17 protein-coding genes are annotated in these 21,874 nt (G+C 66.8%); 5 read left to right on the top strand and 12 right to left on the bottom strand.

Annotated features, from left to right (window positions below):
- Window positions 1-4: 4 nt before the first annotated feature.
- Genes pcnB through hda form a run of 3 tightly spaced genes read right to left on the bottom strand, consistent with a single transcriptional unit; the run spans window position 5 to window position 2,781 of the window.
- The gene (gene pcnB, locus HV783_RS00605; RefSeq protein WP_054501838.1) at window positions 5-1,384 is read right to left on the bottom strand and encodes a polynucleotide adenylyltransferase PcnB; all 1,380 of its coding nucleotides are present in this window, start codon (window positions 1,382-1,384) and stop codon (window positions 5-7) included.
- Window positions 1,385-2,083 carry an HAD family hydrolase gene (locus HV783_RS00610; RefSeq protein WP_049071542.1) on the bottom strand — a complete coding sequence of 233 codons (699 nt, stop codon included), beginning with the start codon at window positions 2,081-2,083 and terminating at the stop codon, window positions 1,385-1,387.
- Entirely contained in the window at window positions 2,080-2,781 is a 702-nt protein-coding gene (hda, locus tag HV783_RS00615) for a DnaA regulatory inactivator Hda (protein WP_006393057.1), read from the bottom strand. The genes HV783_RS00610 and hda overlap by 4 nt, the downstream gene beginning before the upstream one ends.
- A gap of 316 nt (window positions 2,782-3,097) precedes the next feature.
- Between hda and purM the strand changes: the two genes are divergently transcribed.
- The gene (gene purM / locus HV783_RS00620) at window positions 3,098-4,147 is read left to right on the top strand and encodes a phosphoribosylformylglycinamidine cyclo-ligase (protein ID WP_054501837.1); all 1,050 of its coding nucleotides are present in this window, start codon (window positions 3,098-3,100) and stop codon (window positions 4,145-4,147) included.
- Window positions 4,148-4,207: 60 nt separating this feature from the next.
- Here purM and HV783_RS00625 read toward each other — a convergent pair whose 3' ends face one another.
- The 3 genes from HV783_RS00625 to mutL all read right to left on the bottom strand — a co-directional run bounded on the left by HV783_RS00625 (window position 4,208) and on the right by mutL (window position 7,690).
- The gene (locus HV783_RS00625) at window positions 4,208-4,702 is read right to left on the bottom strand and encodes a hypothetical protein (RefSeq protein ID WP_116792992.1); all 495 of its coding nucleotides are present in this window, start codon (window positions 4,700-4,702) and stop codon (window positions 4,208-4,210) included.
- Window positions 4,703-4,786: 84 nt separating this feature from the next.
- A complete protein-coding gene (gene miaA, locus HV783_RS00630) occupies window positions 4,787-5,740 on the bottom strand; it encodes a tRNA (adenosine(37)-N6)-dimethylallyltransferase MiaA (protein ID WP_175188496.1) in 954 nt (317 codons plus the stop codon).
- Window positions 5,741-5,743: 3 nt separating this feature from the next.
- On the bottom strand, window positions 5,744-7,690 hold the full coding sequence (gene mutL / locus HV783_RS00635) for a DNA mismatch repair endonuclease MutL (protein WP_175188498.1): 1,947 nt from the start codon (window positions 7,688-7,690) through the stop codon (window positions 5,744-5,746).
- Window positions 7,691-7,787: 97 nt separating this feature from the next.
- Here mutL and HV783_RS00640 point away from each other — a divergent pair, with 97 nt between their 5' ends.
- The gene (locus HV783_RS00640) at window positions 7,788-8,426 is read left to right on the top strand and encodes a VTT domain-containing protein (RefSeq protein ID WP_006388894.1); all 639 of its coding nucleotides are present in this window, start codon (window positions 7,788-7,790) and stop codon (window positions 8,424-8,426) included.
- 48 nt (window positions 8,427-8,474) lie between these two features.
- On the opposite strand, the gene HV783_RS00645 is transcribed toward HV783_RS00640, so the two are convergent.
- From HV783_RS00645 to tsaE, 3 genes are all read right to left on the bottom strand, one after another.
- Complete coding sequence (locus tag HV783_RS00645) at window positions 8,475-10,910, bottom strand: TonB-dependent receptor domain-containing protein (protein ID WP_254603815.1); 2,436 nt, start codon at window positions 10,908-10,910, stop codon at window positions 8,475-8,477.
- Window positions 10,911-11,224: 314 nt separating this feature from the next.
- Window positions 11,225-12,604 (bottom strand): N-acetylmuramoyl-L-alanine amidase, encoded by a 1,380-nt coding sequence (locus HV783_RS00650; RefSeq protein WP_054501832.1) that lies wholly within the window; start codon window positions 12,602-12,604, stop codon window positions 11,225-11,227.
- Window positions 12,532-13,071, bottom strand: a complete 540-nt coding sequence (gene tsaE / locus HV783_RS00655; RefSeq protein WP_081273397.1) for a tRNA (adenosine(37)-N6)-threonylcarbamoyltransferase complex ATPase subunit type 1 TsaE — start codon at window positions 13,069-13,071, stop codon at window positions 12,532-12,534. The genes HV783_RS00650 and tsaE overlap by 73 nt, the downstream gene beginning before the upstream one ends.
- A 170-nt stretch (window positions 13,072-13,241) precedes the next feature.
- On the opposite strand from tsaE, the gene fumC reads away from it, so the two are divergent.
- The gene (gene fumC / locus HV783_RS00660) at window positions 13,242-14,633 is read left to right on the top strand and encodes a class II fumarate hydratase (protein ID WP_054501831.1); all 1,392 of its coding nucleotides are present in this window, start codon (window positions 13,242-13,244) and stop codon (window positions 14,631-14,633) included.
- Window positions 14,634-15,186: 553 nt separating this feature from the next.
- Here fumC and HV783_RS00665 read toward each other — a convergent pair.
- The gene (locus HV783_RS00665) at window positions 15,187-16,086 is read right to left on the bottom strand and encodes an AEC family transporter (protein ID WP_155755459.1); all 900 of its coding nucleotides are present in this window, start codon (window positions 16,084-16,086) and stop codon (window positions 15,187-15,189) included.
- 245 nt (window positions 16,087-16,331) lie between these two features.
- Between HV783_RS00665 and HV783_RS00670 the strand changes: the two genes are divergently transcribed.
- On the top strand, window positions 16,332-17,315 hold the full coding sequence (locus tag HV783_RS00670) for a tripartite tricarboxylate transporter substrate binding protein BugE (RefSeq protein ID WP_054501829.1): 984 nt from the start codon (window positions 16,332-16,334) through the stop codon (window positions 17,313-17,315).
- Between the two features lie 108 nt (window positions 17,316-17,423).
- Here HV783_RS00670 and HV783_RS00675 read toward each other — a convergent pair whose 3' ends face one another.
- The gene (locus HV783_RS00675) at window positions 17,424-18,314 is read right to left on the bottom strand and encodes a LysR family transcriptional regulator (protein ID WP_116792988.1); all 891 of its coding nucleotides are present in this window, start codon (window positions 18,312-18,314) and stop codon (window positions 17,424-17,426) included.
- A gap of 128 nt (window positions 18,315-18,442) precedes the next feature.
- On the opposite strand from HV783_RS00675, the gene ggt reads away from it, so the two are divergent.
- On the top strand, window positions 18,443-20,200 hold the full coding sequence (gene ggt / locus HV783_RS00680; RefSeq protein WP_064523052.1) for a gamma-glutamyltransferase: 1,758 nt from the start codon (window positions 18,443-18,445) through the stop codon (window positions 20,198-20,200).
- Window positions 20,201-20,274: 74 nt separating this feature from the next.
- Here the strand turns inward: ggt and HV783_RS00685 are convergent, their stop codons facing one another.
- Window positions 20,275-21,678 carry an APC family permease gene (locus tag HV783_RS00685; protein ID WP_064523050.1) on the bottom strand — a complete coding sequence of 468 codons (1,404 nt, stop codon included), beginning with the start codon at window positions 21,676-21,678 and terminating at the stop codon, window positions 20,275-20,277.
- Between the last annotated feature and the right edge of the window lie 196 nt (window positions 21,679-21,874).

Consider the following 21,874-nt stretch of genomic DNA (forward strand, 5'->3'; position numbering starts at 1 on the left):
GGCCTTATTCGGCGCTGCTGGCATTGCCGGCGGCGGGGCCGCGCGAGGAGGGGCGACGGCGCGGCCGGCGCTTGCGCGCGGCCGGCGCCGGGCCGTCGCTGGCGTCGCGCGGCAGGCGCGAGACTTCCTCGATCATGTCGGCGCGGGTGGCATCGTCGGCGTTGGCCAGGTCCATCCACCACTGCGCCAGCACGCTGTCGAACTCGCCGGCGGCGGCGCGCAGTTGCAGGAAGTCGCAGGCGGCGCGAAAGCGCGGTTGTTCGATCATGCGGAAGATGGTCTTGCCCATGCGGCGCTCGAAGCGCGGCTGCATGAACCAGATCTCGCGCATGTCCGACGAGAAGCGGCGCTGGATCGCGAGCTTCTCGGTCTGCTCGTCGAGCACCGAGTCGGCGGCCTGCGACAGCGCCGGGATGGTGTGTTCGCCCTGGGCGCGCAACTGCTTCCAGCGCACTTCCACCTGCTGCCACAGCAGCGCGGCGAACAGGAAGCTGGGGCTGATGGTCTTGCCGGCGCGCACGCGGGCGTCGGTGCGTTCCAGCGCCAGTTCCACGAAGTGTTCGCCGCCCGGCTGTTCCAGCACCACGTCCAGCAGCGGCAGCAGGCCGTTGTGCAGGCCGTCGGCGCGCAACTGGCGCAGGCAGTCCATGGCGTGGCCGCAGGTCAGCAGCTTGAGCATCTCGTCGAACAGGCGCGAGGCCGGCACGTTCTCGATCAGGTCGGCCATGGTGCGGATCGGCTGGCGCGTGGCCGGGTCGATCGTGCCGTTCAGCTTGGCGGCGAAGCGCACCGCGCGCAGCATGCGCACCGGATCTTCGCGGTAGCGCTTGGCCGGGTCGCCGATCATGCGGATCTGGCGCTTCTTCAGGTCGGCCACGCCGTTGTGGAAGTCGATCACTTCCTCGTTGTGCGGGTCGTAGTACAGCGCGTTCATGGTGAAGTCGCGGCGCGCCGCGTCTTCCTCGTGCGTGCCGAACACGTTGTCGCGCAGGATGCGGCCGTGCGCGTCGGTTTCCTGGTCTTCCGAGGCGGGGGCGCGGAAGGTGGAGGTTTCGATGATCTCCTGGCCGAACACCACGTGCACCAGTTGGAAGCGGCGGCCGATGATGCGGGCGCGGCGAAACAGCGGGCGGATCTGTTCGGGCGTGGCGTTGGTGGCGACGTCGAAGTCCTTGGGTTCCAGGCCGACGATCAGGTCGCGCACCGCGCCGCCGACGATATAGGCTTCATAGCCATGCTGGCGCAACACCTCGCATACCTTGATGGCGTGGCGCGAGACATTGCGGCGGTCGATGCCGTGCTTGTCGCGTCCGATGCGCAAAGGCCCCCGGGCTGCCGGCGCGAACAGTCGGCCGACGAATTTTTTTATGGTTTCGGTGATCATTTAGGACTTGGCATCTATGACGTGGTCGAACAGATCGATCACTTGCCAGCCGCGTTCCTGGGCGATGGCGCGCAGGGTGGGGCTGGGGTTGGCGGCGATCGGGCGGGTCACCTTTTCGAGCAGCGGGACATCATTGACCGAATCGCTATAGAAAAACGATTCGGGGAAATCCGCAAGCCCCAGGCCCATGGCGGCCAGCCAGTCGTTCACGCGCACCACCTTGCCTTCCTTGAAGCTGGGGGTGCCGAGGATGCGGCCGGTGTAGCGGCCGCGCTGGACTTCGGCGTCGGTGGCCACCAGGTGGGGGATGCCGAAGGCGCGGGCGATGGGGGCGGTGACGAAACTGTTGGTGGCGGTGACCACGGCGCACAGGTCGCCGGCTTCCAGGTGCGATTCGACCAGCGCGCGCGCGGCGGGGGTGATCGACGGGCGGATGACCTCGGCCATGAAGGCCTCGTGCCAGGCGGCCAGATCGAACGGCGCGTGCGCCGCCAGCAGGCCCAGCATGAACTCGGCGGCCTGTTCGGCGGTGAGTTCGCCGCGGTTGTAGCGGTCCATCAGGTCGTCGTTCTGGCGACGGGCCTCGTCCGGATCGCCGGCGCGGCCGGTGCGCGCCAGGTAGTCGGCCCATTGGTAGTCGCTGTCCAGCGGCAACAGGGTGTGATCCAGGTCGAACAGGGCGAGACGTCGGGAGGTCATGTGCGTTGTGAATCCGGGTCTGCGAGCATGGCGCGCAGCAGGGGCAGGGTGATGGGACGGCCGGTGGCCAGCGAGTATCGGTCCAGCGCGTCCAGCAAGGCCGCCAGCTTGCGGATGTCGCGCTCGTGGTGCGTCAACATCCAGTTGATGATTTCGGGCGCCAGGTGCAGGCCGCGTTCGGCCGCCTGGGCCGCCAGCGCCGCCAGCTTGTCGGCGTCTGACAGCGGGTCGAGGCGGAACACCAGGTCCCAGCCCAGCCGGGTGCGCAGGTCTTCGCGCAGCGGCATCGACAGCGTCGAGCGGTCGCCCGCCACGGCCAGCGCGAAGGCGCGGCCGGTGGCGGCCGATTCGCGCCAGCGGTTGTACAGGGCAAAGAGGCCCGCCTGGCGGTGCTCGTCCATGAGGTGCACGTCGTCCACCGCCACGAACTTGGGCATGGGCGACTTGGAGTCGGCCTCGGCCAGCACGCGCAGGATGTTGGCGCTGTTGGCCGCTTCGATGTAGACGGCGTCGGGGCGCGCGGTCAGCGCGCGCAGCAGGTGGCTGCGGCCGCAGCCGGCCGCGCCCCAGATGTACAGCGCGCGGCCGGGAGCGAGCGTGCGCACGGCCGCCAGCGCCTCTCCGTTGGGACCGGCGATGAAATTGTTCAGCGAGGGCGCTGGCGCGGGAAGAACGTCGAGCAGCAGCTGGCGGTTCATGAGAGGTTATCGATCAGGCGGGTAGAGCCAGGCTCCAGGGTGAGCCCATGGCCGGCGGCGGCGTTGCCCGCCAGAAACTGGCAAAATCGCTATCGGCCAACCCTACACTTTAAACCACCCGGGGCGCCGGTGTCGCGTCCAAGCCCTTTGCCTGGCTTGGGTTTGCGCCAAAATGGCGCCGCGCCGGGCCGGAGCCGTCCCGCCCGCCGCTGGCGGCTTTCGCCGGGCGCTGGCCAGGACCGGGCCGCAACATCGTAAAATGCAGGGCGTTCCACCCCAATTCCCAGCAATTGTTACATATCCCACGGCATTTCTCATGACGAATCAACCCAAAGCTCCCCTGACCTACCGTGACGCCGGTGTCGACATCGACGCGGGCGACGCCCTGGTCGACCGTATCAAACCGCTTGCGGCGCGCACCATGCGTCCCGGGGTGCTGGCCGGTATCGGCGGCTTTGGCGGCCTGTTCGAAGTGCCCAAGCACTACAAGGAGCCTGTGCTCGTTTCCGGCACCGACGGCGTCGGCACCAAGCTGCGCCTGGCGTTCGACTGGAACCGCCACGACACTGTCGGCATCGACCTGGTGGCGATGAGCGTCAACGACATCCTGGTGCAGGGCGCCGAGCCGCTGTTCTTCCTGGATTACTTCGGTTGCGGCAAGCTTTCGGTGGACACGGCGGCGTCGGTGGTGGGCGGCATCGCCAAGGGCTGCGAACTGTCGGGCTGCGCCCTGATCGGCGGCGAAACCGCCGAAATGCCGGGCATGTACCCCGACGGCGAATACGACCTGGCTGGGTTCGCGGTGGGCGCGGTCGAGAAGTCGGCCATCATCGACGGCAAGTCGATCAAGGTCGGCGACGTGGTGCTGGGCCTGGCGTCCAGCGGCGCGCACTCGAACGGCTATTCGCTGCTGCGCAAGATCCTGGAGCGCGCCGGCGCCAAGCCCGACGACGACTTCCACGGCCAGCCGCTGGTCGACGTGGTCATGGCCCCGACCCGCATCTACGTCAAGCAGGTGCTGGCCGCGCTGGCCAAGCACGGCGCCGCCATCAAGGGCCTGGCCCACATCACCGGCGGCGGCCTGCTCGACAACGTGCCGCGCATCCTGCAGGACGGCCTGTCGGCCCGCCTGCGGCGCGACAGTTGGGAAATGCCCAAGCTGTTCCAGTGGCTGCAGGAGCAGGGCGGCGTCGAGGACACCGAGATGTACCGCGTCTTCAACTGCGGCATCGGCATGGTGCTGGTGGTGGATCCGGCCCAGGCCGACGCGATCGCCGCCACGCTGCGCGAGCAGGGCGAAACCGTCAGCAAGCTGGGCGAGATCGTCGCGCAGACCGAAGGCATGCCGCAGACCGTGGTGGTCTGAGCCGGCTGGCCTTGCAATGAACAACCCGCCCTGGTGGCGGGTTTTTCTTTCGCAGTCCGGCTAGAAGAACTTGACCCGGCCCGCGTCCTCGCGGAATGCTTCTCCCGTATCCAGGTCCGTGCGCCAGATGGTGTCGTGAACGGACAGAAAGCCACGCACCTCCCGGTTGGCGTCCCGCGCGTCGCGCCAGGCCGCCTGGAACCAGGCGAGGTAGGTCTCCGTCATTATTTCGCGCAGTTCATCGCCGAAATCGTCGTCCTCGTTGTCCATGGCTTCGGTCAACGCGGCGTCGACATCGGGCGGAATCAACGGGTACTGCAATGCCAACCGCAGGCCCCGGCCACAGTAGCCGGAACGCGTGTTCAAGGGAATCGCGACGGGAGCGAACGACTCCCAGTCGTACTCGAAGTGGATGGCGTCCACGGTCTCCCTGGAAACGCCCTGGTCCAGCGTGAACGGGCGTTCGCCGAGCAACCGCTGGATTTCGCCGATCAAGGCCTCGTTCTGCCTGCGCAGCCCGGCGGCAAAAGACTGGTTCGCTTCGTTGATTTCCATCCGTTCGATATCCCGTGGTCAGGCGCTGCCGCAGGGGCCGGCTACGGCGAAAAGGTCAGGCGCGAAGGCGGGCAGCCTCTTGCGTCAGAATGCATCGTCCAGCGCCGTGGCCACCGCGTCGATGGTCCGCGCCACCGCATCGGCCGCCAGGCAGTCGACGATCACGCGCTCGGGCTGGGCGCGCAGCCAGGTGATCTGGCGCTTGGCCAACTGGCGGGTGGCGGCGATGCCCTGTTCGCGGGCTTCCTCCAGGCTGATCTCGCCGTCGAGATGGGCCCACATCTGGCGGTAGCCGACGCAGCGCACCGACGGCAGGCCCGGGTGCAGGTCGGCGCGTGCATGCAGGCCGCGCACTTCTTCCAACAGGCCGCTGGCCAGCATCGCGTCGAAGCGTTTTTCGATGCGCGCGTGCAGCGCGGCGCGCGCCGAGGGTTCCAGGCTGATGGTCAGGTAGCGGTGGTCGTCGCCGACGGCGGCGCGCTGGCGGCCGAGCAGCGCCGACATGGGTTGGCCCGACAACCGGCAGATTTCCAGCGCGCGCTGGATCCGCTGGCTGTCGTTGGGCGCCAGGCGCGCGGCGGTGACGGGATCCAGCCGCGCCAGCTCGGCGTGCAGCGCCGGCCAGCCGTCGCGGGCGGCGCGCGCTTCCAGCTCGGCGCGCAAGGCCGGATCGGCCTGCGGCAGGTCGTCCAGGCCGTCGCGCAGCGCCTTGTAGTACATCATGGTGCCGCCGGCCAGAAGCGGAATGCGGCCGCGCGCGCGGATCGCGTCGATCAGGCGCAGCGCGTCGGCGCGGAATTCGGCCGCAGAATACGACTGCGCCGGATCCCGGATATCCAGCAGGTGCTGGGGCACCTGCGCTTGTTCGGTCGGCGAGGGCTTGGCGGTGCCGATGTCCATGCCGCGGTAGATGGTGGCCGAATCGACGTTGACGATTTCCAGCGGCCAGCGTTCGGCCAGCGCCAGGGTGGAGGCGCTCTTGCCGGCCGCGGTGGGGCCGGCCAGGCAGATGACGAGGGGAGGGGCGGACACGGACAAGGCCTATTGCCCGCGCAGGAACAGCTTGTCCAGGTCGGACACCGACCACTGCACCCAGGTCGGCCGGCCGTGGTTGCACTGGTCGGCGCGCTCGGTGGCCTCCATCTGCCGCAGCAGGCCGTTCATCTCTTCGATCGTGAGCTTGCGGTTGGCGCGCACCGAGCCATGGCAGGCCATGGTCGAGAGCAGTTCGTTGCGCTGTTCGGTCAACAGGCGCGACACCCCCACGCCGGCCAGGTCGCGCAGCACGGCGCGGGCCAGCGTCTCGATGTCGCCGCGCGCCAGGATGGCGGGCACCGAGCGCACGGCGATCGACGTGGGGCCGGACGGCCGCATCTGGAAGCCGAGGTCTTCGAGCTGTTCCTCGAATTCCTCGACCACCGCCACATCCTTTTCCTGGGCGTGGAACACCACCGGCACCAGCAGGTCCTGGCGCGGCAGGCTGCGCGCGTCCAGCGCCTGCTTGAGCTGTTCGTAGACCACGCGCTCATGGGCCGCGTGCATGTCCACCAGCACCATGCCGCGGCGGTTCTGCGCCAGGATGTAGATACCGTGCAACTGGCCCAGCGCCATGCCGAGCGGGTGTTCCTCGTCGGCCGGCAGCGTCGGCGCGGGGGCGGCCTGCGGCGCCAGCGCCGCTACGTCGCGCAGCGGTTCGACGCGCGCGGCGGTGTCTTCGGTCAGCGGGCGATACAGCGATTGCCAGTCGGCGGCGGGAATCCCGGCCGGCTCGGCGTGCAGCCGGAACGGCACCTGCGTATGCGGGCGCTGCGGCGTCGGCGAAGGACGCAGGCCGTAGGCGGGCGCGGCGCCCGGGCTGGCGGCGGTATAGCCGGGGCGAGGCGTGTCGGCCGGCGCGGAGGCGGGCAAGCCGCCGGGCGCCGTGGGCGCTGATGGCGCCACGGTCTCGAATCCGTCATCGTCATCGCGCGGCGCCGCGGCCGGCGCCACCGCCGACGATCCGCCCGTCTGCGCCAGCGTCTGGCTGACCGCGTGGTTGACGAAGCGGTGCACCGCGCCACTGTCGCGAAAGCGCACCTCGTGCTTGGCCGGATGCACGTTGACGTCGACCGCGGCCGGGTCGATGTCCAGGAACAGCACGTAGGCCGGCTGGCGGTCGCCATGCAGCACGTCGGCGTAGGCGGCGCGCAGCGCGTGGCTGACGGTGCGGTCGCGCACGTAGCGGCCGTTGACGTACAGGTACTGCCGGTCGGCGCGGGCGCGGGCCGCGGTGGGGCGGGTGATCATGCCTGCCAGGCTGACCGTGCCGACGCTGTGCGACAGCAGCAGGCCGTGTTCGGCGAATTCCGCGCCCAGCACGTCGCGGATGCGCTGCGGCGGTTCGGCCGGCAGCCACTGGCGCTGCGCGCGGTCGTGGTGGAACAGGCGGAAGGCGATCTGCGGATGGGCCAGCGCGATGCGCTCCATGGCGTCGACGCAGTGGCCGAATTCGGTGGCTTCCGAGCGCAGGAACTTGCGCCGCGCCGGCACCGCGTCGAACAACTGGCGCACGTCCACGGTGGTGCCCGGCGGGCCCGAGGCGGGGGTGACCTGCATGCTGCCGGCCTGGATCTGCCAGGCATGCTCGCCATCGCGCGTGCGCGAAATAATGGAGACCTGCGCCACCGAGGCAATCGAGGCCAGCGCCTCGCCGCGGAACCCCATGGACGCGACCGATTCCAGTTCGTGGAGGTTGCGGATCTTGCTGGTGGCGTGGCGCGCCAGCGCCAGCGGCAGCTCATCCGGTGGAATGCCGCCGCCATCGTCGGTCACGGCAATGCGGCGGATGCCGCCGCCCTCCAGGCGCACCTCGATCGCGCGGGCGCCGGCGTCGATGGCGTTCTCGAGGATTTCCTTGAGCACCGAGGCGGGTCTCTCGATCACTTCGCCCGCGGCAATCTGGCTGATCAGCAGATCGGGCAGCGCAAGAATGGAGCGGCGTTCTGTCATGGGGGGTTCCGGTGTAGCCATAGGGAGGATTTTAGCCTCTGGATACGGTGGGCTATAGTCGTGGCCTGATTCCCCTTCCGCCTTCAGGGACGTATTGATGCTTGAATTTTTCCAAATGGTGCTCCACATCGACCAGACTCTCGGGGTCTGGGTCCAGCAGTATGGCGTGTGGGTCTATCTGGTGCTGTTCCTGATCGTTTTCGCGGAGACCGGATTGGTGGTGCTGCCGTTCCTGCCGGGCGATTCGCTGCTGTTCATCGCTGGCGCCTTCGGCGCCACGGGCAGCCTCGATCCGGTGTTGCTGGGGGCGCTGCTGATCGTGGCCGCCATCACCGGCAACAGCGTGAACTACGCCATCGGCCGCTACATCGGGCCGCGCGTGTTCTCGATGAATCTGCGCTTCCTGGATCGCGGCGCCCTGATGCGCACGCACGCTTTCTATGAGAAGCATGGCGGCAAGACCATCGTCATGTCGCGCTTCATTCCGGTGGTGCGCACGTTCGCGCCGTTCGTGGCCGGCGTGGCCGACATGCCGTTGTCGCGCTTCCAGCTTTTCAATGTGCTGGGCGCACTGCTGTGGGTGGTCAGCCTGGTGGCGGCGGGCTATTTCTTCGGCAATATCCCGCTGGTGAAAGAGCACCTGAACACCATCGTCCTGATCGGCCTGGCCGCGGCCATCGTGCCGGTGGTCGGCGCGGCCCTGTTCAAGCTGCTGCGCGCGCGCCGGGGCGGCTGACCGCGGCAAACCGAGCCTGGCCACCCCGGAAATGGAAAAGCGACGGAATCAGAACATCGCGGTGACGCTTAGCTGGTAGGTCCTGCCAGGCGCGGTGCCCAAGGCGATATCACGCAGATCCTGCTCCGAGGTCGTCGTCATTTTTCTATTGCTGGCGTATTCCCAGTATCTGCGGTTGGTGAGGTTGTAGACTCCCATCGCCACTGTCAGGTGTTTCTTCACGTTGTAGTAGGCCGTCAGATCGAAAATGCTGTATCCGGGTACGCGCAGGTAGTTCTTTTCGTATTTTTCGGAATATTCCTCGAATGAGAGGCTGCCATTGTTCGGGAAATTCTGGCGGACAGGATCGACGGCTTGCTTGCCCTTGACGAAGGTGGCGGTAAGGCTCGCGCCGTAGCGGTTTTGGGGGTCATCCCAGGCCAATGATGCAATGGCCTTGACAGGCAACACGCTGTCCAGCTCCACCCAGCCATCACCCGAATACGATGATTTCGATTTGCCCTGGTTGTATCCCACGGCAAAAGTGCTGCTCAATCCGTGGGCGGCGCCGAACAGCGCGCCATAATCGATCCGGGTGACGACCTCGGCGCCATAGATGTATGCCTTGTCCCGGTTCTCCGCGATGGTGAGGCTGGAGATCGAGGCCGGAAGCCTGGCCAGCAGGCTTTGCACGCCCGGTTTCGGCGCGCCTGTCTGGTAGTCCCTCAACGCGTATTTCCGGTTATAGATGAAATTGTCGTAGCTGTTGTAGAAGACATTGCCGCGCACCGTAAGGCCACGGGCTGCCTTGCCAACCACCCCTAATTCAAACTGGTTGCTGGTTTCGGACTTGAGGTCGGAATTGCCCACCATGGCGGGCGAGGCGCGCCCAATCCTGGGGTGCAGCCAGATTCCCGCTATCTGGCTGCTGGTGGGGTAGGAGACTCCGCGTTTGTACTGCAGGTAGGTATTGAACCCCTGTTTGAACGCATACATGACGGTCAACGAAGGCAATAGCTTCCCGTCCGTAAACGTCTTGCCATGTATCTCGTTGATTTCCGCCAGCGTCAATGCGCCCAGCGCGTTGTCGTCGGACGGGGCCTCAAAGCCCTGCGGGTTGATTTTGTGCCGCGAGTATTTCAGTCCCGGCATCACCGAAAACGCGCCGATGGTGATGGTGTCGCTCAGCCATACATTCGTGTCATAGGTTCTGTTGTTGCCCTGTGGCTGCAAGGTGGGATAGTCCGCGCCGACTTGGTCAAACGGCCGGGAAAAATCCGTTATCGAGAAATTCACGCCGTAATTCAATGCCTGCGCGCCATAGTCCTTGGTGATTTCGCTTTGCAGGCCATAAGTCTTGGTGTTCATGTTGGAGAAAGTCGAAACATTCTCCAAGGGGTTCTCCGTCTCCATTCCGGTCGACCACGACCTGGATGAAGTGACGATGTCCTGCGCTGAAACGGTGTCATCGCCAACGCGCGTTTGCTGATAGAAGACCTTGCTTTCCATCGTATCCATCAGCGCGTTGTTTCGCGGCGTGAAAACGTGCGCCAGGCTGATCGAATCGCGTTGCGTGGAATTCCGTTGCCTGCTTGCGCCGACAACGCTTTCCTGGGGAGCGCGGCTGTTCAGTTTTTTGTACATGGGCGCGCTCTCCCTGCTGGATTTACGGTAGAAATCCAGCGTGCCTATGATCCGGCCGCTGCCGCCGGTGTCGATCACGCCGTTGATCAGCGCGGCATCGGAATGCCAGCGCATCGGATAAGTATCCAGATAGCCGCTGTTGTTCCGCGTCTGCCTGCCATCACGTCGGCTGTAGGCGAACAATGCCCTGGCGCTGTCATTGCCGAACGCGGTGGTCACGCCGTTGTGCCAGCCATGATCGGAGGAGTCGAACTCGCCGGTGTATTCCAGGTAGCTGCGTTTACCGTCCGTGAGATAGGCGTCCGGTGATTTGCTGACGAATGACACAGAGCCGCCGACCACGTTCTTGACCGTGTTCTGGCGCGATCCGGAAGCGATGTTCACCTGGCCGTACAGATAGGGATCGATGTAATCGCGGCCAATGCCAAAAGTGTCTTCACCGCTGGAGACCGCGTAACTGCGCCCGGTGGCGTCCGGCAAGGGGATGCCATTGACATCCAGCGCCACCCGGTTGCCGTCCAGGCCGCGAATGTTGTAGCTGCTGTAACCGCCACGGTCAAAACCCGATTTGCCGTTGCGGGACCCGCTGTTCACGCCCGATGCGCTGATCAGCGGTTGGTAGCGCATGATGGTGCCAAAGTTGTTGCCACCCGTCCTTTTCAGCTCATCGGCGGAAATGGATTGCGTGGTGACATCTTCCGGCCTGATGGTTGCGCTAACAGTGATCGGCGAAAAAATCTTCAGCCCATCACGAGCGTCGTGCCTGGCCTCGCCGGGCGTGGCCTCGTTCGGGACGGTCTGGCCATAAGAGCTTGTGGACAACAGGAGGGCTGCCGCCAGCGATATTTTCGTGCGTTTCATGTTCCAGAATCCCTGCATGATGAATACAGGATTGCGCTGGAACGCAAGGCGGAGCGGATAGCAGGCGGACGGCCATGGGTCTTTCCAAAAGATGGCCGCTAATCTACCGGGGTCGCTTTCCGGTATCTGTATGGATCCGTCTGAAACTCCGGCGACAAGTCTCGTACTTGCCGGCATATAGGATGGTGTAACCCGACGCTTTTGATAGCCGCACCGTATTCAAGCCGCAGCCAGATCGTCCGAAGGCAACGACGGCGCGCCGCAAAAGAAAAGGGCCATGCGCAGGCATGGCCCAATTCGTATCCGGCATGGTCTTAGCTGACGTCGCCGAGCCGCGCCAGCGGCGGGTTGGCGGTGAAGTAGCGCTGGATGCCCGTCAACATGGCCTGCGCCAGTTTCTCCTGGTGCGCCGTGGTCTTGAGCAGCGCCTCTTCCTGCGGGTTGCTGATGAAGGCGGTTTCGACCAGCACCGACGGGATGTCCGGCGCCTTCAACACGGCGAAGCCAGCCTGCTCGACGCTGTTCTTGTGCAACCGGTTGATCTTCTTGATCTCGTCCAGGAAGGCGTTGCCGACCTTGAGCGAGTCATTGATCTGTGCGGTGGTGGACAGGTCCAGCAGCACCTTGGCCACCTGGCGGTCATGGCTGCCCAGGTTGACGCCGCCGATCAGGTCGGCCGCGTTTTCCTTGTCGGCCATCCAGCGCGCCTGGGCGCTGCTGGCGCCGCGCTGCGACAGCGCGAACACCGAGGAACCGTTGGCCGAGGGCTTGATCCAGGCGTCGGCGTGGATCGACACGAACAAGTCGGCGTGCACCCGGCGCGCCTTCTGTACGCGCACGTGCAGCGGCACGAAGAAGTCGTCGTCGCGCGTGAGGTAGGCGCGCATGTAGGGCTGGGCGTCGATCAGCGCCTTCAGGCGCCGGGCGATGCGCAGCACCACGTCTTTCTCGCGCAGGCCGCTGCCGCCGATGGCGCCCGGGTCCTCGCCGCCGTGGCCGGGATCCAGCGCGATGGTCAGCATGCGTTGCTTGCCACGGCCGGCAGAGGCGGGCGGCGACTTCGGCACCGGCAGCGGCGCGGCCGGCTGCTGGCCGCGCACGCGGGGCGGTTCGGGCGGGTCGGCGCGGGTGGCCGGATTGCGCTGGATGTCCTCGAGGATGCGCGCCAGTGGATCGTCGGCGTCGGGACCGCTCTTGTTCAGGATGGCGACCAGCGGGTCCTGCGCGATCTTGGGATACAGGTCGAGCACCAGGCGGTACTGGTAGTCCGCCACCGGCTTGAGCGTGAAAACCTGGGGCGCCACGGCCTGCTTCAGGTCGAACACCAGCCGCACCACGTTGGGCCGGTTCTGCGCCACGCGCAGGCTCTGGATATAGGGATCGTCGGGGCGGACCTTGGACACCAGGTCGTTGAGCGCTGCGCTCAGGGTCAGTCCCTCGATATCGACCACCAGGCGGTGGGGATTTTCCAGAGTGAACTGTTCAGCCTTGAGCTCGCTGTCCAGCTCCAGCGTGACGCGGGTGTATTCGTCGGCCGGCCAGGTGCGCACGGCCAGGATGGTGGCGGCCTGCGCCAGCCGCGGCACCACCGGCAGGACGAGCAGGGTGGCGGCGACGCTGATCAGGCGACGTCGGGTGGCGCCTGCCGCAGGGAGGGCGCCGTGTCGGGCGGGGGGACAATCGCGTTCAACCATGTTTGTCCTCGAGCGGTGTGCGCGGTCAGCGTGACATCGCGTCCTTGGCCGGCGTACGACAGGGAAATCTGCAGGTCGGGAGGGGGCAAAAGGCCCTCGGCCCGTTCCGGCCATTCAATCAAAACGACCGCATCCTCACGCAGCAAATCCCGGAATCCGGCGTCCAGCCATTCGCGCGAATCACTAAATCTATAAAAATCAAGGTGATAGAAGTATAAGTTAGAAACTTTATAGGATTCAAGCAGCGCGTAGCTGGGACTCTTGATTCGGCCTGTGATGCCGCATTCCCGCAACAATGCCCTGGAGAAGGCCGTTTTTCCTGCCCCCAGGTCTCCCTGAAGATGGATACATGCGCCTGCCAGCCCGGTTTCGCGGCCGGAGACAAGCGGGGCGAGCTGTCGCGCCAGCGCCTCGGTGGCGGCTTCGTCGGGCAGGTGCAGGGTCAGGCTGCGAAGGGGAGCGGACATGGCGCGGGTCGCGGGGCGAGTGGTAAAAGGTCAGGATGGGAACACGGTTCGAACGCAATTATAGGAATTCGGGTTTCTGCTAATCTTATAAGTGATTGCTATTCTCAAATACGTCCGGCCAGGCGGGTTCCGCCGGCCGTGACGGACGCCGCCACGGAGCAGTAAGCGCCATGAAGACCCGCATCGAAAAAGACACTTTTGGCCCCATCGAGGTCCCCGAGGATCATCTCTGGGGCGCGCAGACGCAGCGTTCGCTGCATTTTTTCGCGATCTCCACCGAAAAGATGCCCGAGCCGCTGGTCATTGCGATGGCGCGCCTGAAGCGCGCGGCCGCCAAGGTCAACGCCGACCTGGGCGAACTCGATCCCAAGATCGCCGACGGCATCATCCGCGCCGCCGATGAAGTCATCGCGGGCAAGTGGCCCAACGAATTCCCGCTGTCCGTGTGGCAGACCGGCTCGGGCACGCAGAGCAACATGAACATGAACGAGGTGCTGGCCAACCGCGCCTCGGAGCTGCTGGGCGGCGTGCGCGGCGAAGAACGCAAGGTGCACCCCAACGACCACGTCAACCGCGGCCAGTCGTCCAACGATACCTTCCCCACCGCCATGCACGTGGCCGCCGCCGTCCAGGTCGAGCACCACCTGCTGCCGGCGCTGAAGACCCTGCGCGCCACCTTCGCCGCCAAGAGCGCCGAGTTCTACGACATCGTCAAGATCGGCCGCACCCACCTGCAGGACGCCACCCCGCTGACGCTGGGCCAGGAACTGTCCGGCTACGTCGCCCAGCTCGACCTGGCCGAACAGCAGATCCGCGCCACGCTGCCGGGCCTGCACCAGTTGGCCATCGGCGGCACCGCCGTCGGCACCGGCCTGAACGCGCACCCGCAGTTTTCCGCCAAGGTCTCGGCCGAACTGGCCCACGCCACCGAAACCGCCTTCGTCTCCGCGCCCAACAAGTTCCAGGCCCTGGCCTCGCACGAAGCCCTGCTGTTCGCCCACGGCGCCCTCAAGTCGCTCGCCGCCGGCCTCATGAAGATCGCCAACGACGTGCGCTGGCTGTCCAGCGGCCCGCGCTCCGGCCTGGGAGAAATCAGCATCCCCGAAAACGAACCCGGCAGCTCCATCATGCCGGGCAAGGTCAACCCGACCCAGTGCGAAGCCATCACCATGCTGGCCGCCCAGGTCATGGGCAACGACGTCGCCATCAACATCGGCGGCGCCAGCGGCAACTTCGAGCTGAACGTCTACAAGCCCCTGGTGATCCACAACTTCCTGCAGTCCGTGCGCCTCCTGACCGACGGCATGGCCAGCTTCGACAAGCACTGCGCCGCCGGTATCCAACCCAACCGCGAACGCATCGCCGAACTGGTCGACCGCTCGCTGATGCTGGTCACCGCCCTGAACCCCCACATCGGCTACGACAAGGCCGCCCAGATCGCCAAGAAGGCGCACAAGGAAGGCCTGTCGCTGAAGGAATCGGCCCTGGCCCTGGGCTACGTCACCGAAGCCCAATTCGCCGAATGGGTCGTGCCCGGCAGCATGACCAACGCCGGCAAGTAATCCCGCCGCAAAAAAAAGCCGCCCCGACTGGGGCGGCTTTTTTTTGCGCGCCGCGCTTGATGGCGCGGCCGCACCCCGCCACTGACCGACTACCTCGCCACCTACAGGAGGATGTGACCCCTCTGCGTCGCCCCAATCTCTCATCACGACGCACTGCGCGCGCTGTCATCGCTGCCATTGCGCGCCGTCCGCGCAAACGCGCAGCGCACACCGCCCCGACACCCACAACCACGTATGCCAGGTCCGGCCGCCCGCGCGGCCGGCCCTGGCGGGCAACGCACTCCCTTCCCTGTCCCTCGGCCCAGCAGCGCGACATTTCTCAAACCCCGTAGCCCCTCGCGGCGGCGTTGGGCCGAGTGAGCAACCTCGATGCGCCCGAGGGAATCCGAAGGAGTCGCCGAAGGCGAAGACGAGGAGGACAACGGGGCAGTCCGGAGCGAACGCTCCGGACCGCAATCGTGGGCGCTCACTCGGCCCAACGCCGCCGCGAGGGGCGACCTACGAAGAAAGCAACCGCCGCAAAACCCCCCGAGCCGCGCAACCAAGAAAGCCCCTAAGCGCTCCCCACCAACAACACCCAAGCAGGAATCGTCACAGCAGAAAACAATGTCCCCAGGGAAATGAGCACAGCCACCATCCTCCCATCTCCCCCCATCCGCATCGCCAGCACATAAGCCGCCGAAGCCGTCGGCAACGCCGCGAACAACAACAGCATCCGCGCCTCCAGCGGCGCCAGCCCCAGCAACCTGGCCACGCCCAGCGCCACCAGCGGCAACGCCACCAGCTTCACCGCCAGCATCCACGCGATCAACCCGCCATAGCCCTTGCCCCCTTCCCACGCCAGGCTGGCGCCCACGCACAGGATCCCCAGCGCGATCGCCGCCGCGCCCAGCCGCGCCAGCACCGTGTCCACCGGCCCCGGCAGATGCAGCCCCGCGAGATTGCACGCCAGCCCCGCCAGGGTCGACACCACCAGCGGATTGCGCGCCAGCTCGCGCAGCAGGTTGCCGCCGTTGTGGCGCGCCAACCCGTACACCGCCGCCACGTTGGCCATCGGCACCGCGAAGCCGATGATCAGCGCCATCACGGTCTGTCCGGGCGTGCCGCCCAGGCTGGCCGATAGGGCCAGTCCGATATACGTGTTGAAGCGGAAGCCGCATTGCGCCGAAGATGCCAGGCCGAGCGAGGAGGGCTTGAGGACGAGGCCCGCCAGCCACGACAGCGCCACGCCAGAGAGGAGCACCGCCGCCGTCGCCTGCAACAGTATTGCGGCATTGCCCGCGCTGATCGGCGTGCGCAGGATGGATTGGAACAGCAGGGCGGGGAACAGCACGAAGTACACGAGGCGCTCGGCGCCAGCGAAGAATTCGCGCGAGAAATTGAGTTTGTGCCGCAACGCCCAACCCAGCGCGACCAGCATGAAATCAGGGAAAACCAGCAGTGCGACCGACATGTCGATAATGTGTTTTTCGAGCGCGTCGGCCGGGGATCGGCTCGCTATGCGATCGTAAGCATTTGCTGCTATTCTCCGTCATTCTGGCGGGCGCGTGTGCCACAAGCAACTCAAAACAGCACGGCTTTCTGCCCTGCATACCAAGCGATGCGCCCCCACCGTTAACTGCTGACTCGTCTACAGACGGGCGCGCCACAAAACGGTCCGTTCACATGCGGGCTCGCACATTAGGAGGAAACACACACATGAATAAAGTTCGCTCCCTGGCTATCGCTGTCGCGTTGGCCGCCGGCACGATCGGCGCTTCGGCCGCGCATGCCGCCGACAACTACCCCAACAAGCCGATTCGCGTCATCGTCCCGTTCGCGCCCGGCGGCTCCACCGACATCATCGCGCGCCTCGTGACGCAGCGCATGAGCCAGGAACTGGGCCAGCCGATGGTCGTCGAGAACAAGGGCGGCGCCGGCGGCGCCATCGGCGCGGCCGAAGCCGCGCGCGCCGCGCCGGACGGCTACACGCTGTCGATCGCCACCGTCTCGACGATGGCCGTCAACCCGGCGTGCCGCCCCAATGACCTGCCCTACGATCCGATCAAGGACTTCCAGGCCGTCACCAACTTCGCCAACACCGCCAACGTGGTCGCCGTGAACCCGAAGTTCCCGGCCAAGGACTTCAAGGGCTTCGTCGAAGAACTGAAGAAGAACCCCGGCAAGTACTCGTACGGCAGCTCGGGCACCTGCGGCGTGCTGCACCTGATGGGTGAATCGTTCAAGATGGCCACCGGCACCGACATCGTGCACGTGCCCTACAAGGGGTCGGGCCCGGCCGTGGCTGACGCCGTCGGCGGCCAGATCGAAATCATCTTCGACAACCTGCCGTCCTCGATGCCGCAGATCCAGGCGGGCAAGCTGAACGCCATGGCCATCGCCTGGCCCGACAACATCGCCTCGCTCAAGGGCGTGCCCAACTTCAAGGAAGCCGGCTTCCCGGTGCTGAACCAGCCGGTCTGGTACGGCCTGCTGGCGCCCAAGGGCACCCCGATGGACGTCGTCAACAAGCTGCGTGACGCCGCCGTCGTGGCCCTGAAGGACCCCAAGGTGATCAAGGCGCTGGACGACCAGGGCTCGGCCCCGTCGGGCAACACGCCGGAAGAGTTCGCCAAGGAAATCAAGGAACAGTACGACTGGGCGAAGGACGTCGTGAAGAAGCAGAACATCAAGCTGGATTGATGGGGCAACGGCGCGGCTTTTTTGCCGGCCGTCCGCCACCGGCCTGAGCAAGAGGCGCCCCGCGGGGCGCCTCTTGCTTTGTGGCGCGAGGGACCCGCGCCGGCGCGGTCAGCGTTCCAGCGCCGCCTGGCTTGCTTCGCAGGCCGCGCGCAATCGATCGATCAGGTCGCGATGCACCGCCGTCAGCGGGTCCTGGCTGCGCGTCAGTACACTGATCGGCACGCCCAGCGTGGGCGACAGGCGCCGCAGGCGCATGTCGGGCCGCAGCATCGCCTGGGCGGTGATGGCGTCGACGATGGCATCACCGGCGCCGGCCTGCGCCAGTGCGCAGGCGACGTAGTGAGTCTGCACGCGGATCGCGGCGGGCGGGTCCACGCCCTGCGCGTCCAGGGCCATCCGCAGCAACGCGCCGGCGGCGTCGCTGGCGTCCAGCAGGATCAGGCTGTCGCCGGCGATGTCGGCCAGCGCCAGCGGGCCGCCGCCGGGGCCGCGGCCCAGGTGGACCAGTTCGGTCTGGCCCAGTTCGGTGCGCGTCAGGCCCGGCGTCTCGCCGGTGTCGAAGGTCACCGCCAGGTCCAGCTCGCGTGTCAGCATGCCGCGCACCAGCTCGCTGCTGTGATAGGTGTGGATATCGAAGGTCAGGCCCGGTTGCGCATCGCGGCTGTCGCGCACCACGCCGGGCAGCAGGCCCAGGCCCAGCGCCGGGGCGCAGCCCAGCCGCAGGTGCGCATGGGGCCGGTCGCGCAGGCTGGCGGCCAGCCGGCGCACGCTGTCCAGGTCCTGGTTCAGGCGCGCCACTTCGGGCGTCAGGATGTCGGCCTCGCGCGTGGCCACCAGGCGGCCCTTGACGCGTTCGAACAGCTTGAAGCCCAACTGCGACTCGGCGCTCGCCAGCAGCTTGCTGGCGGCGGGCTGGGTGATGTGCAGCGCCGCGGCGGCCTGGGTCAGGGAGCCGGTGCGGCGGATGGCTTCGAAGATCTCGATGTGGCGCAGGCGCATGGAGCAATGGGGGATATCGGCGCAATGCCGCATTCTACGGCGCGGCGGCGCGCGTGCGACAGCGGCGCGGGTCTTGTCTATCATGGACATCCAAGCCGGGCGTCCGGCGTCATCCTGGAGCCCGTCCCATGCGTGTGTGCCGTTCCCCCGCCGCTTTCCTGATCGCCGCCGTCCTGGCCGTGGCGCCCTCGGCCTGGGCGCGTACGCCGACCGCGGCCGAGGACCTGAATCCGGAAGCCGCCAGCGGCAGCCAGGCGCGCACGCTGGTGCGCGCAGCGCACTTCATGATGGTGTCGGCCAATCCGCTGGCGACCGCGGCCGGCGATGAAATGCTCAAGCGCGGCGGCAGCGTGGTGGATGCCGCCATCGCCACGCAGTTGGTGCTGAACCTGGTCGAGCCGCAATCCTCCGGCATCGGCGGCGGCGCCTTCATGGTGGTGTATTCGGCCAAGGACCGCGCCATCGTCACTTACGACAGCCGCGAGACCGCGCCGGCGGCGGCGCGGCCCGATCGCTTCCTGGATGCCGAGGGCAAGCCGCTGCCGTTCGCGCAGGCGGTCAACAACGGCATGGCCGTGGGCGTGCCGGGCCTGCTGCGCGGCCTGGAGATGGCGCACAAGCGCCAGGGCAAGCTGCCGTGGGCCGACCTGTTCCAGCCCGCCATCCGGCTGGCCGAGCAGGGCTTCGCGGTGTCGCCGCGCCTGCACAAACTGCTGGCGGGCAACAAGGAATTGCCGCGCCAACCGGCCGCCGCGGCCTATTTCTATGCGCCGGACGGCAGCGCCTGGCCGGTTGGCCACGTGCTGAAGAATCCCGCCTTTGCCGCCACGCTGCGGGCCGTGGCGCAGGGCGGCGCGGACGCCTTCTACCAGGGCGATATCGCCCGCGACATCGTGGCCGCGGTGCATGCGCATCCCAAGCCGGGCGACCTGGCGCTGGCCGACCTGGCGGGCTATCAGGCGCGGCAGCGCGAGCCGGTCTGCGGCGCCTATCGCGGCTACGAGCTGTGCGGCATGGGGCCGCCCAGCAGCGGCCCGATCGCGGTGCTGCAGATGCTGGGCGAACTGGAGCAATATCCGATCGGCGATTTCGCGCCCGGCAGCGTCGAGGCGGCGCATTATTTCGCCGAGGCCGGCCGGCTGGCGTTTGCCGACCGCGACTTCTACGTGGCCGACCCGGATTTCGTCCGTGTGCCGGTGCGCGCGATGCTGGATCCGGCGTACCTGCGCGCGCGCGGCGCGCTGATCCGGCCCGACCGCAGCATGAAGGTCGCGCTGCCCGGCGACCCCGAAGGCAAGCTGCTGTCGCTGGGCCGGGACAACGCCCTGGAGCAACCCTCCACCAGTCATCTGGTGGCGGTGGACGCGGACGGCAATGCGTTGTCGATGACCACCACCATCGAGAACGAATTCGGCAGCAAGATCTTCGTGCGCGGCTTCCTGCTGAACAACGAGATGACGGATTTTTCGTCGTCGTTCAAGGATCCCGAAGGGCGGCTGGTGGCCAACCGCGTCGAACCCGGCAAGCGCCCGCGCAGCGCGATGGCGCCGATGATCGTGCTGCGCGACGGCAAGCCTTACCTGCTGGTGGGATCGCCAGGCGGCAGCGCCATCATCAACTACGTCGCCAAGACCATCTTGGCGGTGCTCGACTGGAAGCTCGACATCCAGGCCGCGGCGGCCCTGCCGAACCTGGGCAGCCGCAACAAGGAGACCGAGCTGGAGAAGGGCACCGCGCTGGAAGCGCTGGCGCCGGCCCTCGAGCGCATGGGGCATCCGGTGAAGATCACCGAGTTCCCCAGCGGCATCCACGGCATCGTGATCGATGCCGATGGCTTGCAGGGCGGGGTCGATCCGCGCCGTGAGGGGTTGGCCAAGGGCGGTTGAGGGTTTTCAGTCGTGACAGGCCGCTCGGCGTTCGAGGCGCCCGGCCCCGCAAGGGCGGGGCCGGGCGCAACGGCTCATTCCAGCGCCGAAGGATCCAGCCGCATCTTTTCCTCGCGGCTGCGCGCCAGGTAGGTCACGCCCCACATCGCCACGCCCAGCAACAGCAGCCAGCCCGCCACCTGGTACTGGATCAGGTCGCGCCCGGTCAGCGGCGTGACCAGGAACAGGCAGGCGGCCGCGCCCAGCCACGGCACGATGCGGTTGATGCGGAAATGCTCGTGCTTGACCTGGTCGCGGCGCAGCACCAGCACCGCCACGTTGACGAAGGCGAACACGCCCAATAGCAGCAGCGCCGTGGTGCCGCCCAGGGCGCGGATGGCCTCGGAATCGGCCAGCGCCACCAGGATGATCAGGCCGAAGGCCAGCGCGGTGGTGAACAGGATGGCCGTCCACGGGGTCTGGTTGCGGCGATGCACGTGCGCCAGGAAGGCCGGCAGCACGCCCTGGCGTGACATGCCGTACAGCAGGCGGCTGGCCATCATCATGTTGATCAGGGCCGAGTTGGCCACGGCGAACATCGAGATCACCGGCATGATGTATTCCACCGGCAGGCCGGGCGCGGCGCGCTTGACCACCAGCACCAGCGGCGTGCTGCTGCTGGCCAGTTCGCCCACCGGCACCAGCGCCACCGCGCAGATCGACACCAGTACGTAGATCACTGCCGTCAGGCCCAATCCGGTCAGCATCACCTTGGGGAAGATGCGGCTGGGATTGTGCGTTTCCTCGGCCATGTTGACGGAGTCCTCGAAGCCGACCATGGCGAAGAATGCCAGCGCCGTGGCCGAGGTGACGGCCAGGAATACGCTCTTGTCTTCCGGTGTGTCGAAAGCGATGACGCGCGAGAAATCGGCCTGGCCTTCCGACATGGCATAGAAGCCAAGCAGAATGACCATCAGCAGGCCCGACAGCTCGATCAGGGTCAGGACCACATTGGCCCGCACGCTTTCGGACGCGCCGCGCAGGTTCACCAGCATCACCAGCGCCATGAATCCCAGCGCGCCCACGGTGATCCAGGTCTTGCTGGCCTCGACGCCGAAGGCCGCGAACAGGTTGGCCGCGAAAGCCTGCGACGCCGTCGCGGCCGAGGTCAGGCCCGAGCACATCACGGTGAAGCAGACGATGAAGGTCAGGAAATGCACGCCGAACGCCTTGTGCACGTAAAGCGCGGCGCCCGCCGCTTTCGGGTACTTGGTGACCAGTTCCAGGTACGACAGCGCGGTCAGCAGCGCCACGCCGAAGGCCACCAGGAACGGCAGCCAGGCCGCGCCGCCGACTTCCTTGGCGACCTGTCCGGTCAGGGCGTAGACGCCGGTGCCCAGGATGTCGCCGACGATGAAAAGCAGCAGCAGCTTGGGGCCCATCACCCGCTTGAGCGGGGCGTTCTGTTGCGGCTCGCCGCTGGAGGCGTTCGTGGCCATAGTCTTTCTCCTTGTTCTCGTTCGATGGGGGAGTCGCGCCAGGGCAACGTCGAGGGAGCGGGCCTGCTGCGCGGATGTCGCCGCGCGTCGCTCCCCCGGAGCCCGCCGGGAGGGGCGGGCCGGTGTGATGGGGAAAAGTCTAAATCGGCCGCGCGCGCGGCAGTGCAACAGTCATGCAACGAATTGTCTGTGCATG

The organism is Achromobacter dolens, from assembly GCF_902859745.1.
Lineage (GTDB): Bacteria > Pseudomonadota > Gammaproteobacteria > Burkholderiales > Burkholderiaceae_B > Achromobacter > Achromobacter dolens.